This window comes from Bacillus sp. T2.9-1, from assembly GCF_950097965.1.
Classification (GTDB): Bacteria; Bacillota; Bacilli; order Bacillales; family Cytobacillaceae; genus Niallia; species Niallia hominis.
Window position 1 is genome coordinate 1 of record NZ_CATNHG010000013.1, and the last position, 16337, is coordinate 16337.

Genomic DNA, 16337 nt, shown 5'->3' on the forward strand with positions numbered 1-16337 from the left:
TCTAGGAAAGGGCTAGCCCTTTCCTAGACACCCAAATCAACACTTCGAACAAATCTATTTGAATACGAAGGTGATCATCTACCTTGAGAAGTTGAAAAGTCATTTACACAAAAATATTGACAGTACCATAAGGTACAACATAGATAATTTTTATTTAATCATGTAAAATAAAATACGCTAAGAAAATTGTATAATCTATATGGTTGCTTCATTATTTAGTATATAATTAATATTTATGAGTGATTTAGAGTACATATAGAGCTAGAGAAAAGAGGAATCAAAAAGCGATGCAATTAAAAAAACTTATTGAGAGTTTACAGCCATACACTCCTTATATTGGAGAAGATGTGGAAATAAAATCAATAGAGAATGATAATCGCAAAGTAACAGAAGGCAGTCTTTTTATTTGTATAAAAGGATATACAGTCGATGGACATGATTTTGCCCAGAATGCATATGAATCTGGCGCAGTCGCTGTCATTGCTGAAAGAAAACTGCCCTTGCCTATTCCAGTTATCGTAGTAAAAGATACCAAAAGGGCTAGTAGTGTGCTTGCAGATGTGTTTTATCAAAAGCCAACACAAAAGCTCAAGCTTATTGGGATAACAGGAACAAATGGAAAGACGACAACGAGCCATTTAATAGATGCTATTTTAAAAGAGGCGCATAAAAAAACAGGAATCATCGGTACCATGTATACAAAAATCGATGAGGAAATTCAAGAAACAAAAAATACTACTCCAGAAGCCGTGACACTTCAGAAGGTGTTCCATCAAATGGTGGAACAAAAAGTGGATACAGCTGTAATGGAAGTATCTTCACATGCCCTTGTAGAAGGCAGAGTATTTGGCTGTGATTATGATATTGCTGTATTTACAAATCTAAGTCAGGATCATTTAGATTATCATGGTACGATGGAGGAATATAAAAAAGCAAAAGGGCTGTTGTTTACAAGATTAGGAAATGCCTTTCAAGGGGAAAAGCCGAAGTTTGCTATCCTAAATAAAGATGATGCAGCAGCGAACGAGTATGAAACCATTACAGCTGCTTATATACTTACATATGGAATTGATAAAGATGCGGATATTATGGCGAAAAATATAAAAATAACAGCTGCTGGTACATCGTTTGATTTACATACTCCGCTTGGAACGCAATATGTCCAACTGAAAATGGTTGGCAAATTCAATGTGTATAATTCGTTAGCAAGCATTGGTGCAGCGATTGCAAGCAATATTCCATTAGAAGTAACAATTAAAGCGTTAGAAAAGGTAGAAGGAGTTGCAGGAAGATTTGAAACGGTGAATGCTGGGCAAGACTTTTCAGTGATTGTTGATTATTCCCATACACCTGATAGTTTACAAAATGCCCTGCAGACGGTGAAGGAATTTGCCGAGAATAAAGTTTATGTCATTGTAGGCTGTGGGGGAGACAGAGACAAAACAAAACGCCCTTTAATGGCAAAAATTGCTTGTCAGGAAGCGAGCTATGCTATTCTTACTTCTGATAATCCTAGGAGTGAAGATCCAATTGCCATATTAAAAGATATGGAAGCAGGAGTGGAGGAAGAACAAAATTATACGATAATTCCTGATCGAAAAGAGGCTATTACTTTAGCGGTAAATCAAGCACAGCATGGCGATGTTATCTTAATTGCAGGAAAGGGACATGAAACATATCAAATTATTGGTTCTGATGTGTTAGATTTTGATGACCGTTTAGTTGCAAAAGAAGCGATAGGAGAGAGAAAAAATGACACTGTCCTATAATGTAATCCTTCAGGCAATACCGAAAGCAAAAGGGTTTGTGAAGGAAGATTTACTTTTTCAAACCGTGACATTTATAGCAGACACGAAGCAGTCGAAAGGGCTATTTATTCCTTTTTATGAGGAGAATTCTGGTGATTTGAGCATTGCAATAGCGAATGGAGCAATAGGAGCGATTTGGGAAGAAGGGGTGGATCTCCCATCTTATACACCTAATCATTTCCCTATTTTTTATACAAAAGATTTAAAGGAAGGCATATTAAAAATGATTGAAATTTATGAGAAACAATTGCAAACACAAGAAAGTACAACAAAATTTATTTTTTTGAAAGAAAACAGTCTGCATTCCATGATGGAATCATATGATATACCGGTAATTAGAGAGCATGTATTAAAAACGAGCACGCAAATGAAAGGAGGGAACTAAAATGCAGGAGAAAGTAATCTTTTTTACGATTCTTTTAGGCTTTTTAATAACCGTATTGATTTCTCCCTTTTTTATTCCCTTCTTGCGAAGATTGAAATTCGGACAAAGCATTAGGGAAGAAGGACCGAAATCCCATCAGAAAAAAACGGGAACACCAACAATGGGTGGGTTAATGATTATCTTTTCTATTGTTGTAACAACTTTAGTAATGATTAATAAATTCTCAGAGCCAACAATTAAGACATATTTATTATTATTAGTTTTAGTTGGTTTTGGTTTATTAGGGTTTTTAGATGACTTTATAAAAGTAGTGATGAAGCGTAACTTAGGATTGACATCTCGACAAAAGCTGCTAGGTCAGATTATCATTTCCCTTATTTTTTACTTTGTATTACGTGAAAATGAATTCTCGACCGCTATTTCGATTCCATTTGTTGATAAACCATTGGAATTAGGCTGGTTTTATGCATTGTTTATTATTTTCTGGTTAGTTGGATTTTCAAATGCTGTTAATTTAACAGATGGCTTGGACGGTTTAGTTTCCGGTACATCTGCTGTTGCTTTTGGTGCATTTGCTGTTCTTGCTTGGAGCCAATCTCAGTTTGAAATTAGTATTTTTTCTGTAGCGATTGTTGGAGCAGTATTAGGATTCTTAGTTTTTAATGCCCATCCAGCTAAAGTATTTATGGGAGATACAGGTTCTCTTGCACTAGGTGGCGCGATTGCTGCCATTGCAATTTTGACAAAACTAGAGATTCTACTGATACTAATTGGTGGAGTATTTGTTATCGAAACGCTTTCCGTTATTCTTCAAGTTATTTCCTTTAAATCAACAGGAAGAAGAATTTTCCGAATGAGTCCACTGCATCATCATTATGAATTGGTTGGATGGTCAGAATGGAGAGTAGTTGTCACATTTTGGACGGTTGGATTATTATTTGCCGCTTTAGGAATTTATATTGAGGTGTGGTTATAATGAAACAGATTAACGATTATCATCATAAAAAAATACTTGTATTAGGTCTTGCCAAAAGTGGAGTAAGCGCAGCTCAATTACTACATAATTTAGGTGCCTTCGTAACAGTAAATGATAGTAAACCTTTAGATGAGAATCCGGAGGCGCAAGGATTATTGGAGCAAGGGATAACAGTAATATGCGGTAGCCACCCCATTGAATTATTAGAAGAAGGATTCCAGCTTATTGTAAAAAATCCAGGGATTCCTTATTTTAATCCAATGATTAAAGGGGCAATAGAACGCGATATTCCCGTTATTACAGAGGTAGAGCTTGCATACAGAGTTTCTGAAGCTCCGTTTTTTGCCATCACTGGATCAAATGGGAAAACGACAACAACGACATTATTATTTGATATGTTAGAAGCAGATAAGAAAAAGCCACTCATTGCCGGAAATATTGGTACAGTTGCTTCGAATGTGGCTCAAGTTGCAGAGGAAGATAATAAAATTGTTATCGAATTATCATCTTTTCAATTAATGGGTATTGAGAAATTCAAGCCACATATTGCAATCATTACGAATATTTATGAGGCGCATTTGGATTATCATGGAACAAAAGACGAATATGCAAAGGCAAAAGGGAATATCACGAAGAATCAGGATGCAAATGACTATTTAATTGCAAATGTGGAGCAAGAGGTAGTAATGAATATCGCGAAAAACAGTAATGCGACAATTATTCCTTTTTCTGCAAAACGGGAATTAGAGTTTGGTGCATATGTGAAAGATAATGTCATCTATTTTAATGAGGAAAAAATAATGAAACTTTCTGATATTACATACTTAAGTGCCTTAAATTTAGAAAATATCCTTTCGTCCGTTGCTGCGGCTAAGCTTTCTGGAGTGTCAAATGAAAGTATTTTTGAAGTACTAAGTACATTTAAAGGGGTTAAACATCGTCTGCAATTTATTAAAGAATTACATGGGCGAAAATTTTATAATGACTCGAAAGCAACCAATATTTTAGCAACACAAAATGCCCTTGCAGCCTTTAATGAGCCAGTTATTTTACTGGCAGGTGGCTTGGATCGAGGAAATGAATTTGATGAACTAATTCCATCGCTTAAAAATGTGAAGGCCATGATTACTTTTGGACAAACTGCTGAAAAAGTGGAGAAGGCAGGTAGACTTGCAGGAATAAAAACAATTAAACGCGTCGATAATGTGGACAAAGCAGTACCTGTTGCTTATGACTTATCAGAAAGTGGAGATGTAATTCTCCTTTCCCCAGCATGTGCAAGCTGGGATCAATACAAAACTTTTGAGGTCAGAGGAGACATTTTTATTAATGCGGTGCATATGCTTAAATAAGGGCTTGTCTGTAAGTAGGCGTTGAAAGAAAAAATTTGATTTGTATGAACAAACACATCAATGATCTAACAGGATAAAACGTTCTTACCTGAAGTAAGCTCTGTAAATGATAACAAGGGTAGTAGAGAAAAGGAGAAAGTTTATTTTATGCCATGCGGGAATGAAATGACTTTTGAACTTTTTGCTACTTCTCAACCGTTAATTTACAGAGCTTTCTTTTTTTGAATCGATTTCGAGAACACATGAAATTTGGATACCACGCGCTTTTCTTTTCTTCAAGCCCAAATCTTGCAATTCGAGGTGTTAATGGTGCCATCAAAAAAAACGACTCCAGATATAATTCTAATGATTCTCACATTTACGTTACTGGCAATAGGGTTAATCATGGTGTATAGTGCTAGCGCGGTAATGGCCGAACGAAATTTAGGTGATTCTTTCTTCTTTGCCAAAAGACAGATGCTTTTTGCGGGCGTCGGAATTGCAGCAATGCTATTTATAATGAATCTTGATTACTGGATATGGCGTTCTTGGGCTAAACAGATTATTATTGTTTGTTTTGTATTGCTTATAGTCGTTTTAATTCCTGGCGTTGGTTTAGTTCGGAATGGTTCACAAAGCTGGATTGGAGTCGGTGCATTTTCTATTCAGCCCTCTGAATTTATGAAAATAGCAATGATTATTTTCCTGGGGAAGTTTCTGTCAGAAAATCAAAAGCATATTACTTCATTTAAAAAAGGCTTGCTCCCTTCATTAGGGCTAGTATTCCTGGCGTTTGGAATGATAATGCTTCAGCCAGATTTAGGTACTGGTACGGTTATGGTTGGTACAAGTATTGTCATGATTTTTATTGCTGGTGCTAGAATTCGTCACTTTGTGATATTAGGTCTTATTGGTGTTGCAGGGTTTGTAGGATTGGTTGCGAGTGCTCCTTACCGGATTAAAAGGATTACTTCCTTCCTTGATCCTTGGTCTGATCCATTAGGAAGCGGGTTTCAAATCATTCAGTCCTTGTATGCAATTGGTCCAGGTGGATTATTTGGTTTAGGTCTTGGGGAGAGTCGGCAAAAGTTTTTCTACCTGCCGGAGCCACAAACAGACTTCATTTTTGCGATTCTATCAGAAGAATTAGGATTTATTGGTGGCTCGCTGATTTTATTATTATTCGCCCTCTTGCTTTGGAGAGGAATAAGAATCGCTCTAGGCGCACAAGATTTGTTTGGTAGTTTTGTAGCGGTTGGAATTATTTCTATGGTTGCGATTCAAGTTATGATTAACATCGGAGTTGTAACAGGACTAATGCCTGTAACAGGGATTACCCTTCCATTTCTAAGCTATGGAGGATCTTCTTTAACCCTCATGTTAATCGCGATTGGTATTCTTTTAAATGTCAGCAGATTTTCAAGGTATTAAACGTTATTTAAAATTTTGAAACCTAGTGTAGGGTGCTTATTCCCATCACTAGGTTCTTTTTATTGCCTTTTTAAAAAGGAAGAACTTGCAGGTAATTCCATTCTCTTCCCTTGGGGCACACATAAGCCATAAGGGATTAATATAAATACTTACCATAGCTAATAAATAGCTTGTTTACCTGAAAAACATCATTAAAAAAGCTGAGAATATCAAAAATTTATTTTTTTCGCACATATGATAAACTTTTTGCAATCATGACAAAAATGGTGCTGAAAAGGGGAATGTGTTACATTTCATTATCAATTTCAAGATATTCATAAAGGGTGTTTAAAATATAGTACAATAAGGTATCTATTAGTTGGGGGTTGACCGGAAAGTAAAAAAATTCTTAGAAAATAGCAGAAGATTATTTCTGTTTTTCATTAATTGAAGCTATAATGTAAAAAGAAAAGAAAAATAACATATTTTTCAAAGTAGAGAAGAGAAGTATTTTGAGGTGGAAAGAATGAAGATAGTTGTAAGTGGTGGAGGAACAGGGGGACATATATACCCTGCATTAGCATTGATTCGCGAAATAAAAAAAGAAGTGAAAGATGCTGAGTTTCTTTATGTTGGAACAGAGCAAGGACTAGAAAATAAATTAGTCAGAAGGGAAAATATTCCCTTTAAAACAATACATATTACAGGCTTTAAACGGAAACTGTCTCCAGAAAATTTAAAAACAGTTTGGAGATTTATTGCTGGTGTACAAAAAAGTAAGGCGATATTAAAAGAGTTTAAGGCAGATGTGGTAATAGGAACAGGCGGATATGTTTGTGGTCCGGTTGTTTATGCAGCTGCTAAGCTTGGGATACCAACCATCATTCATGAACAAAATAGTGTTCCAGGATTAACGAATAAATTTTTAAGCAAATATGTTGATAAAGTAGCTACTTGCTTTGAAGAAGCGGATTCTTATTTTCCAGAAGAAAAAGTTGTGATGACAGGGAATCCTAGAGCTTCAGAAGTGTTAAATCAGGATGGCATTAAAGGAAGATTATCGGTTGGCTTACAATTGAAAACCCCAGCTGTTCTTATTGTTGGTGGAAGCAGAGGTGCTAGACCGATAAACGATGCTGTTATTACAGCGTTACCCCAATTAGGGGATAAACCATATCAAGTACTTTATGTAACCGGAGAAGTGCATTATGAAGCGGTAAAAAAAGAAGTAGAGTTAGTAGGAAATCCTAAAAATGTAATTATCAAGCCATTTGTTCATAATATGCCAGAAGTATTAACAAGCATTGACCTGACTGTTGCGAGAGCAGGCGCAACAACGCTAAGCGAGCTAACCTCGCTCGGCATTCCAAGTATTCTTGTGCCGAGTCCCTATGTGACGAACAATCATCAGGAAAAAAATGCGACTGCACTAACAAGCAATGGAGCAGCAAAAATGCTTCTAGAAAAGGATATGAATGGACAAAAATTAGTGGAAGAAATGGATGCCATTATGCTGAATCCTAATGTGTTAAAAGGTATGAAGGAGGCATCCAAAAAACTAGGGATTCCTGATGCGGCAATGAGGTTATATAATGTAATGAAGGAAGTTATCGATAACAAGAAAAAGTAGGAAATTGCAAATCGGAAATTTGATTAGAAAGCAAATTTTCGGTTTGCGAATAAAAAGGTGGACAACCTTTGAATGGTTTTTTACTATTTCCTTATTTAAAAATACCGGGGTGATTTTTTGGAAAATGGGAAGGTTGTTTCTTTAGAAGATCGAATTCCAAAATTAAAAGAACAGAGACGAAAAAAGGCGAATCGTCGACTTATTTTCCTTCTCCTTCTATTCTTCCTTATCATCGTTTGCGTTATCTATTTCCAATCACCTTTAAGTCATGTAAAAAAAATCGAAATTACTGGGAATCATTTATATACTTATGAAGACTTAGAGAAAATGAGTGGAATTACAACCGAAACAAATATTTGGACAATCAAAAAAGATCAGTTAGCATCAAAACTGAAAGATGCTGGTGGAATGAAGTCTGCAAAAGTTTCCATCTCTATTCCAAATACTGTTCAAATTGACGTAAAAGAATATAGGAAGATTGCTTACTTTGAAGTGGAGAATGAATTTATTCCGCTTCTAGAAAATGGTGATATGCTACATGATAGAGCGATGACAAACAGTCCCTACGATGCTCCTATTATCAAAGATATAAAGAGCGAAAATGACACTGTCATAACGAAAATAGGGGAGGAATTAAGTAAACTTCCAGCAAGTGTGTATAATGCGATTTCTGAAATAAGGTATACTCCTAAAGATACCGATAAGTGGCATGTTACCGTTTATATGAATGACGGAAATCAAGTATTAGCTTCTTTAGCTTCTTTTTCGGATAAAATGGAGCATTATCCATCCATTATTGCACAGCTAAATACAGACAAAAAGGGAGTAATTGATTTAGAAGTAGGTTCTTATTTCAAAGCTTTCGATTCGGAAGGGGAAAAGAAGAGTGAAGACTAATAAAAGAAGAAGAAATGTTATCTTCTCCTTGGTTTTTCTCGTACTTGGATTTATGATTTCCTTTTCGTATCAAAATACAAAAAAGGACGAAAAGCAAGAAATTAGTGAGAGCCAATTTGAAAGAGATTTGGAATTGCGGAACGAATTAATAGAGCAGGAAGAAAAAAATAACGATCTTTATAAGGAATTAAAGGAATCCCAAAAGAAACTTGTTCAATTAGAGAAGAATCTTTCGAATGAAGCAGAAACATATTCTAACTTAGCAGAAGATGCCCAAAAGTATCGTATCTATTTAGGAAAAGTTGCTGTAAAAGGAGAAGGGGTGCAAATTACCTTAGAAGATGGAGAATATAATCCAAAGGAAGATAGTGTGAATAATTACTTGGTCCATGAACATCATGTGTTTAAAGTGATTAATGAGCTATATGTTTCAGGTGCACAAGCAATTAGTATCAACGGGCAAAGACTATCACATAATTCATATATTCTCTGTAATGGACCGGTAATTGAAGTGGATGGTTACCAACACCCTGCACCATTTGTTATTACGGCAATCGGTGATAGCGATGTATTAGAAGGTGCAATCAATATTAATGGTGGTGTAAAAGATTTGTTAGTAAATGATAATGTTAGATTTAGCCTGGAAAAAAAACGGTCGATTCAAATGGAACCTTTGAAAGTAAATTAACAGTAAGTATGATGAGTAGAAAGTATGATGCGCTTTGAATAAGAATTTTATAACAATGACTGGAATAACGCTTATTGTCGGATTTATGATTGCAGTACAATTTCAGACAATAAAAGAACCGGTAGTACGGGATACAAGAGATACATGGGAACTAAGAGAAGATTTAATAAATGAAAAAAAATTAGAATTGCAGCTTATTAATGAAATTCGATCGATAAACGCAAAATTAGATGAGTATGAAAATGAAACCTCTGAAAGTAAAGCAGAGGTATTGAAAGATACGCTAAAAGAATTAAAGCAGGAAGCTGGTTTAACAGAAGTAACAGGAAATGGAATCATCTTAAAAATTGCATCTGTTAATACAGAAATTCTATTAGGGGAAGAACCTGGAGAAGTGACATCTGAATTATTACAGCGATTGGTAAATGAGTTGAATTTATATGGGGCAGAGGAGATAGCGATCAATGATAATCGCTATGTGAATACAACTGTTATCCGTGAAATAAATAATGTGTTGAAAATGGATGGAAATCCCCTTAATCAGCTGCCGATTGAAATAAAGGTAATAGCGAAAGATGCTAGTACTGCAGAAAAATTGTTTAACTACATGAAGGTTTCTAAATCAGCAGATGAATTTTTTGTTTCCAATCTTTTATTAAATGTAGAAAAGCCAGAGAAGGCAATCACGATTCCAGCATACAGTAAGGCTGTTACTATCCATAATATGGAGCCTGCAAATACAAATGAAGGAGGCGATTCATAATGTGGCTTCCTATATTTGGGTTGATTGTTGGGCTTGTCTTTGGACTATTAACCGATATAAAAGTACCAGAAGAATATGCGAATTATTTATCGATTGCAGTTTTAGCAGCATTGGACACCTTATTCGGTGGGATTCGAGCACATCTGCAAAATATTTTTGATGAAAAGGTGTTTGTAACAGGCTTCTTTTTTAATATTGTCCTTGCAGCAAGTTTAGCTTTTCTAGGTGTTCATCTTGGTGTAGACTTATACTTAGCGGCGATTTTTGCATTTGGTGTGAGACTATTTCAAAACATTGCTGTAATTAGAAGTATTATTTTAAAGAAATCAAATACTAATTCTCCCGAAAAAATTGAAAAAAGTTGACAGAGAAAAAAGGGAATATATTAGTTTTGGCGAATAATTTAAATATTAATAGAAATGTCAAAGTGAATGATGAAATTCCTTTAATGAATAAGTAATTAGTCCTATTTATAGTAAAAAAGTCTAAAATCTTATTGACACTAAGTGAAAACTTAGTGAAAATATGGTGTTGCCTGGTATACAATAGAATAGTTAAAGATGAAATTTATCTTATATCTTATGTATATCAAAAAACGATGAAAATAGAAGACGTTACTTCTTAATAAAAATGTTAAAATTTTATTTTTCTACTGTATGACATAATTTGTTGTTCACTTTATTTAAAATGCAAAAGGAGGTGCCCGAGAATGAACAGCAATGAACTTTATGTAAGTCTAGACATCGGTACATCCAGCATAAAAGTTATCATTGGCGAGATGATTAACGAATCTTTAAATATTATTGGTGTAGGCATCGTTCCATCAGAAGGTTTAAAAAAAGGTTCAATTGTGGATATAGATGAAACCGTTCATTCTATTCGACAGGCAATAGAGCAAGCCGAAAGAATGGTTGGGATGGAAATAAAACAAGTAATTGTTGGCGTTTCGGGAAATCATGTAAATCTGCAAACTTCACGTGGGGTAGTTGCAGTTTCTAGTGAAAATCGCGAAATTACAATTGAGGATGTAATTAGGGTAAAGGATGCAGCACAAGTAGTCTCCATTCCCCCAGAAAAAGAAATTATTGATATTATTCCTAAGCAATTTATTGTTGATGGATTAGACGAAATTACCGATCCAAGAGGAATGATAGGTGTACGACTGGAAATGGAAGGTACCATAATAACAGGGAGTAAAACCATACTACATAACACCTTAAGATGTGTGGAAAGAGCCGGACTTGAAATTCAGGATATTTCCTTGCAGCCACTTGCTTCAGGCTCCTTCGCACTTTCAAAAGATGAAAAAAACTTAGGGGTTGCTTTAATAGATATTGGCGGTGGTTCCACCACAATTGCTGTATTTGAAAATGGTTTTCTTAAAGCAACTAGTGTAATTCCTATAGGAGGAGACCACATCACAAAAGATTTATCGATTGGTCTTCGTACTACGACAGAAGATGCAGAAAAAATCAAGATAAAGTATGGATATGCCTTTTATGATCATGCTTCTGAAGAGGAGGTATTTAGTGTTCCTATTATAGGAAGCGATCAGCATCAACAATTTAATCAATTAGAGATTTCTGATATCATAGAAGCTAGATTAGAAGAAATCTTTGAACTGGTTGGTCACGAACTAGTGAGACACAGTGTATACGATCTTCCAGGAGGATTCGTATTAACTGGTGGGGTTGCTAGTACAAAAGGAATTTTAGAATTGGCACAAGATGTTTTCCAAAGCCGTGTTAGAATTGCTATTCCTGATTATATTGGAGTAAGAGAGCCACAATATACTACTGCTGTTGGGTTAATTAAATTCTCCTATAAAAATAGTAAACTTCAAGGTGGAAATATCCATAATCCTGTCACCGTTCCTGCTGAAAATAGGGAAAAAGTTCAAAAACAAGCAACCCAAAAACCAGCATATGAGAAAAAACAAGTTGAGAAGGAACCTTCAAAGTTTAAGAAATTTATGGGTTATTTCTTCGATTAATGAATGGCTTTAATAGGATGGACATGTTTTAATAAAAAGAACTTCGAGAAGGCTGAGAGTCGTTTAGGGTCAGTCTAGGTATATTTTTAAATGGTATGTTACTCCATATCACCAAGACTTGAGATGCGGACAGTTCGATACTGCTGAATATCGACGAATTAGGAGGATTTGTCATGTTGGAATTTGATACAAATATAGATTCACTAGCTGTAATAAAGGTAATAGGAGTAGGTGGCGGTGGTAATAACGCTGTTAACCGAATGATTGAACATGGTGTTCAAGGGGTAGAGTTTATTGCTGTGAATACAGATGCACAAGCATTAAATTTATCGAAAGCAGAAATAAAAATGCAAATTGGCGGCAAGTTGACGAGAGGCCTTGGTGCAGGTGCCAATCCTGAAGTAGGAAAGAAGGCTGCTGAGGAAAGCAAAGAACAAATTGAAGAGGCTTTAAAGGGAGCAGATATGGTCTTTGTAACGGCTGGAATGGGTGGAGGAACTGGTACAGGTGCTGCACCAGTTATCGCTCAAATCGCTCATGACTTAGGTGCTTTAACAGTCGGAGTGGTAACAAGACCATTCACTTTTGAAGGAAGAAAAAGATCTACCCACGCTGCAAGTGGTATTACGTCACTAAAAGACGCAGTGGATACGTTAATTGTAATTCCAAATGACCGCTTACTTGAAATTGTAGATAAATCAACTCCAATGCTTGAAGCGTTTAGAGAAGCAGATAATGTATTGCGTCAAGGTGTACAAGGTATTTCTGACTTAATTGCAACACCAGGTCTAATTAACTTAGACTTCGCTGATGTAAAAACTATTATGGTAAACAAAGGTTCAGCTCTTATGGGTATAGGGGTTGCTTCTGGAGAAAATCGTGCAGCTGAAGCAGCGAAAAAAGCAATTTCTTCTCCACTTCTTGAGACTTCTATTGACGGAGCACAAGGGGTATTAATGAATATCACTGGCGGATCGAATTTAAGCTTGTATGAAGTACAAGAGGCAGCAGATATTGTTGCATCAGCTTCAGATCAAGATGTAAATATGATTTTTGGTTCTGTTATCAATGATAATTTAAAAGATGAAATAGTTGTTACTGTAATTGCTACAGGCTTCAACCAAGACTTATCTCAACCACAGCAAGGCAGACCTGGATTTGGAGGGTTAAAGCCAAATGCCAATAATGCAAGCCAAAACAGCAATCAAGCTAATACTAGAGAACCTAAAAGAGAAGAACCAAATGTTCAAAAAGAACAACCGAGAAGTACAAACGTACAACAAACAGAGGATACTTTAGATATCCCAACCTTCTTAAGAAATAGAAACCGCAGAAGATAATTACTTCTGTAGCAAAAACCTTTCTGTTATTTTTACAATAATGGAGAGGTTTTTTATTTTGCAGGCTAGATTTTTTAAGCTAGCTATAAAAATCCCCTTTTTAATTGCATTCATCCATTATCCCTTTTTCTCATTTTCCATTTAATATTGCTTAGAATTATTAAAAAAACTGATAATATTTCGCTAGAACTAAAAAATATTCAGTTAGGAGATATAGTGACAAAAACCGTTAGAAATAGAGGAAATTTCTGATTTTTTGATTACAGAAAGTGACAGAATTTCAAGAACAAGTACGTTATACTTTTTCGTAACAGATTAATAGAGAGAAGATTTACTTCTTTTGTGGCTTTGGCGATGATCCCTTTTTCATTTGCAAGAACTGTGAGGATCTTGATTGCTTTCTAGTTATAATGCAGATGAATAAGGATAAGGTCAGTCATTTACAAAGCTTCGATGAAGGAGAGGAGGAGTTACATGTTTGGCCATTTATCTAGATGTAATATGGCTATTAAATTTTCTATTTGACAGTTTATTACTATATTTAACTGGAATTCTTTTAAAGAAAAAAATCATTCATTGGAGAATTTTGCTTGGAGGATTCATTGGTTCCCTAATTATTTTGTTATCCATCACATCGCTTAGTCCCTATACAAGTCATCCTGTATCAAAGCTACTATTTTCGATCATCATGGTAGCAACTGCTTTTGGATATAAGCGATTTCGCACCTATCTTCAAGCGTTGATGATTTTTTACTTAGCTACCTTTTTAATTGGAGGAACATTGATAGGCGCCCATTATTTTATACAGTTTGATTTTCAACTGTCTTCTTCCGTCCTTCTTGCAAGTGTAAAAGGATTTGGTGATCCTATTAGTTGGCTATTTGTCCTTCTTGGCTTTCCTGTTGCCTGGTACTTTTCACGCAGAAATGTGGAAGGGATTGAAGTTACAAAGATTCAATATGAGCAAATAATTGATGTGATTTTTCAAATTGGTGGAAAAGAGTTTTCGGTAAAGGGATTGGTGGATAGCGGAAATCAAGTATATGATCCAATCTCTCGTCTTCCGGTTATGTTTGTTTCCTTGAAGAATATCGGAAATGATATGCCGGCAGAATTAATTCGTTTATCAGAGCAGCCAGAACAGGTTATTTATGGAAGTGAGCCAATTGCTCCAGAGTGGGAAAGTAAGATGCGCATTATTCCATATAAAGTAGTCGGCAAGGATCACCAACTAATTATAGCAGTGAAACCAGATGTTTTGCTGTTGAAAAAAGAGCAGGAAGTAACTATTGTTGAAAAAGGATTGATTTCGTTTACAAACCAAGTTCTCTCTGCTGAGGATGCATTTGATTGTATTGTTCATCCGAAAATGCTATTAGGGAAAAAATCAGTGGAGGAAAAGGTTAGTTAATATACTATACTCACGAAAAACATCGTTTAGAAGGAGGAAATGCACATGAAGAAATGGAAGCTTCGCTTATCTTATTATTGGTACAAATTTTTAATTAAAATTGGATTGAAAACAGACGAAGTATTTTATATTGGTGGAAGTGAAGCACTGCCTCCTCCGTTAACGAAAGAAGAAGAAGAAATGCTTTTGGAAAAACTTCCAAAAGGGGATCAAGCAGCTCGCTCGATGCTTATTGAGAGAAATTTGCGTCTTGTTGTTTATATTGCGAGGAAGTTCGAAAACACGGGTATTAATATTGAAGACCTAATTAGTATTGGCACCATTGGATTAATTAAGGCGGTTAATACATTTAATCCAGAGAAAAAAATTAAACTTGCCACATATGCCTCCAGATGTATTGAAAACGAAATATTGATGTATTTGCGGAGAAATAATAAAATTCGCTCAGAAGTTTCATTTGATGAGCCGTTGAATATTGATTGGGATGGAAATGAACTACTTCTATCAGATGTGATGGGAACAGAAGATGATATTATTACGAAGGATTTAGATGCAAGTGTGGATAAAAAGCTCTTGGTAAAAGCATTACATCAACTTTCTAAAAGAGAAAAACAAATCATGGAATTACGGTTTGGTTTAGGAACAGGAGAAGAAAAAACCCAAAAAGATGTAGCAGACATGCTAGGCATTTCTCAATCGTATATTTCCAGATTAGAAAAGAGAATTATTAAGAGACTTCAAAAAGAATTTAATAAAATGGTTTAAAATTTTTCCGTTTAGAAATCCTTGTCCCACATAATTTCAACTGAAATTAGCGTAAATTGGAAATTTAACAAAAATTCTTCTCATGCATATTTTTCCTTCTCGGGGAGATACTGTTTTTTGTACAGCAGCTCCTGTGAGGAGGGAAATAGATTGACTCGAAATAAAGTAGAAATTTGCGGTGTTGATACATCAAAGCTTCCAGTGTTAAAAAACGAAGAAATGAGATTGCTCTTCAAGCAAATGCATGAGGGAGATATATCCGCAAGAGAAAGTCTCGTAAATGGAAATCTCCGCCTCGTATTAAGTGTGATTCAACGATTTAATAATCGAGGAGAATTCGTGGATGACTTATTTCAAGTGGGTTGTATTGGTCTAATGAAATCTATCGATAATTTTGATTTAAGTCAAAACGTAAAGTTTTCCACCTATGCTGTCCCGATGATTATTGGTGAAATTCGCAGGTATCTCCGCGATAATAATCCAATTAGGGTTTCCAGATCTCTGAGAGACATTGCTTATAAGGCACTACAGGTCAGAGAAAGGTTGATGAATAAAACATCAAAAGAACCGACAGCTGAGGAAATTGCCAAAGAGTTAGACATTCCCCATGAGGATATTGTTTTTGCGTTAGATGCTATTCAAGATCCAGTGTCTCTTTTTGAACCAATATATAATGATGGTGGAGATCCAATTTATGTAATGGACCAATTAAGTGACGAAAAAAATAAGGACATACAATGGGTGGAAGAATTGGCATTAAAAGAAGGAATGCGCCGATTAAATGATCGAGAAAAAATGATTTTGCGAAAGCGATTTTTCCAAGGGAAAACACAAATGGAAGTTGCAGATGAAATCGGCATCTCACAAGCACAAGTCTCAAGATTGGAAAAGGCTGCTATTAAACAAATGAATAAAAATATTCAAAGCTAAAATAGGAATA

The 16337-nt window shown here is 35.4% G+C and carries 15 protein-coding genes; all 15 read left to right on the plus strand.

Annotated elements, in window-relative coordinates:
• Window positions 1-287 precede the first annotated feature (287 nt).
• The 15 genes from QQZ16_RS01755 (at window position 288) to sigG (ending at window position 16327) form a co-directional block, all read left to right on the plus strand.
• Window positions 288-1769: a UDP-N-acetylmuramoyl-L-alanyl-D-glutamate--2,6-diaminopimelate ligase gene (locus QQZ16_RS01755; RefSeq protein ID WP_284561005.1), complete on the plus strand. Its 1482-nt coding sequence runs from the start codon at window positions 288-290 to the stop codon at window positions 1767-1769.
• Entirely contained in the window at window positions 1753-2193 is a 441-nt protein-coding gene (locus QQZ16_RS01760) for a hypothetical protein (RefSeq protein WP_048719127.1), read from the plus strand. The genes QQZ16_RS01755 and QQZ16_RS01760 overlap by 17 nt, the downstream gene beginning before the upstream one ends.
• A gap of 1 nt (window position 2194) precedes the next feature.
• Window positions 2195-3169 (plus strand): phospho-N-acetylmuramoyl-pentapeptide-transferase, encoded by a 975-nt coding sequence (gene mraY, locus QQZ16_RS01765; protein WP_031534297.1) that lies wholly within the window; start codon window positions 2195-2197, stop codon window positions 3167-3169.
• Window positions 3169-4521, plus strand: a complete 1353-nt coding sequence (gene murD / locus QQZ16_RS01770; protein ID WP_235251121.1) for a UDP-N-acetylmuramoyl-L-alanine--D-glutamate ligase — start codon at window positions 3169-3171, stop codon at window positions 4519-4521. Before mraY ends, murD begins: the two co-directional genes overlap by 1 nt.
• A 309-nt stretch (window positions 4522-4830) precedes the next feature.
• Window positions 4831-5931, plus strand: a complete 1101-nt coding sequence (spoVE, locus tag QQZ16_RS01775) for a stage V sporulation protein E (RefSeq protein WP_031534299.1) — start codon at window positions 4831-4833, stop codon at window positions 5929-5931.
• Between the two features lie 505 nt (window positions 5932-6436).
• A complete protein-coding gene (murG, locus tag QQZ16_RS01780; protein WP_284561006.1) occupies window positions 6437-7540 on the plus strand; it encodes an undecaprenyldiphospho-muramoylpentapeptide beta-N-acetylglucosaminyltransferase in 1104 nt (367 codons plus the stop codon).
• Between the two features lie 117 nt (window positions 7541-7657).
• Window positions 7658-8437 (plus strand): cell division protein FtsQ/DivIB, encoded by a 780-nt coding sequence (locus tag QQZ16_RS01785; protein ID WP_284561007.1) that lies wholly within the window; start codon window positions 7658-7660, stop codon window positions 8435-8437.
• Entirely contained in the window at window positions 8427-9125 is a 699-nt protein-coding gene (locus QQZ16_RS01790) for a DUF881 domain-containing protein (protein WP_284561008.1), read from the plus strand. The genes QQZ16_RS01785 and QQZ16_RS01790 overlap by 11 nt, the downstream gene beginning before the upstream one ends.
• A 55-nt stretch (window positions 9126-9180) precedes the next feature.
• Window positions 9181-9888 (plus strand): DUF881 domain-containing protein, encoded by a 708-nt coding sequence (locus QQZ16_RS01795; RefSeq protein ID WP_031534308.1) that lies wholly within the window; start codon window positions 9181-9183, stop codon window positions 9886-9888.
• Window positions 9888-10253, plus strand: coding sequence for a small basic family protein (locus tag QQZ16_RS01800; RefSeq protein WP_031534310.1), 366 nt, complete (start codon window positions 9888-9890; stop codon window positions 10251-10253). Before QQZ16_RS01795 ends, QQZ16_RS01800 begins: the two co-directional genes overlap by 1 nt.
• Window positions 10254-10597: 344 nt before the next feature.
• The gene (gene ftsA / locus QQZ16_RS01805) at window positions 10598-11881 is read left to right on the plus strand and encodes a cell division protein FtsA (RefSeq protein WP_235251091.1); all 1284 of its coding nucleotides are present in this window, start codon (window positions 10598-10600) and stop codon (window positions 11879-11881) included.
• Between the two features lie 173 nt (window positions 11882-12054).
• Entirely contained in the window at window positions 12055-13221 is a 1167-nt protein-coding gene (gene ftsZ, locus QQZ16_RS01810; protein WP_031534313.1) for a cell division protein FtsZ, read from the plus strand.
• A gap of 478 nt (window positions 13222-13699) precedes the next feature.
• Window positions 13700-14632 (plus strand): sigma-E processing peptidase SpoIIGA, encoded by a 933-nt coding sequence (gene spoIIGA / locus QQZ16_RS01815; protein ID WP_031534315.1) that lies wholly within the window; start codon window positions 13700-13702, stop codon window positions 14630-14632.
• A 45-nt stretch (window positions 14633-14677) separates the two neighbouring features.
• A complete protein-coding gene (gene sigE, locus QQZ16_RS01820; RefSeq protein ID WP_016201019.1) occupies window positions 14678-15397 on the plus strand; it encodes an RNA polymerase sporulation sigma factor SigE in 720 nt (239 codons plus the stop codon).
• A gap of 150 nt (window positions 15398-15547) precedes the next feature.
• Window positions 15548-16327 (plus strand): RNA polymerase sporulation sigma factor SigG, encoded by a 780-nt coding sequence (sigG, locus tag QQZ16_RS01825; RefSeq protein WP_031534317.1) that lies wholly within the window; start codon window positions 15548-15550, stop codon window positions 16325-16327.
• The last annotated feature ends 10 nt before the right edge of the window (window positions 16328-16337 follow it).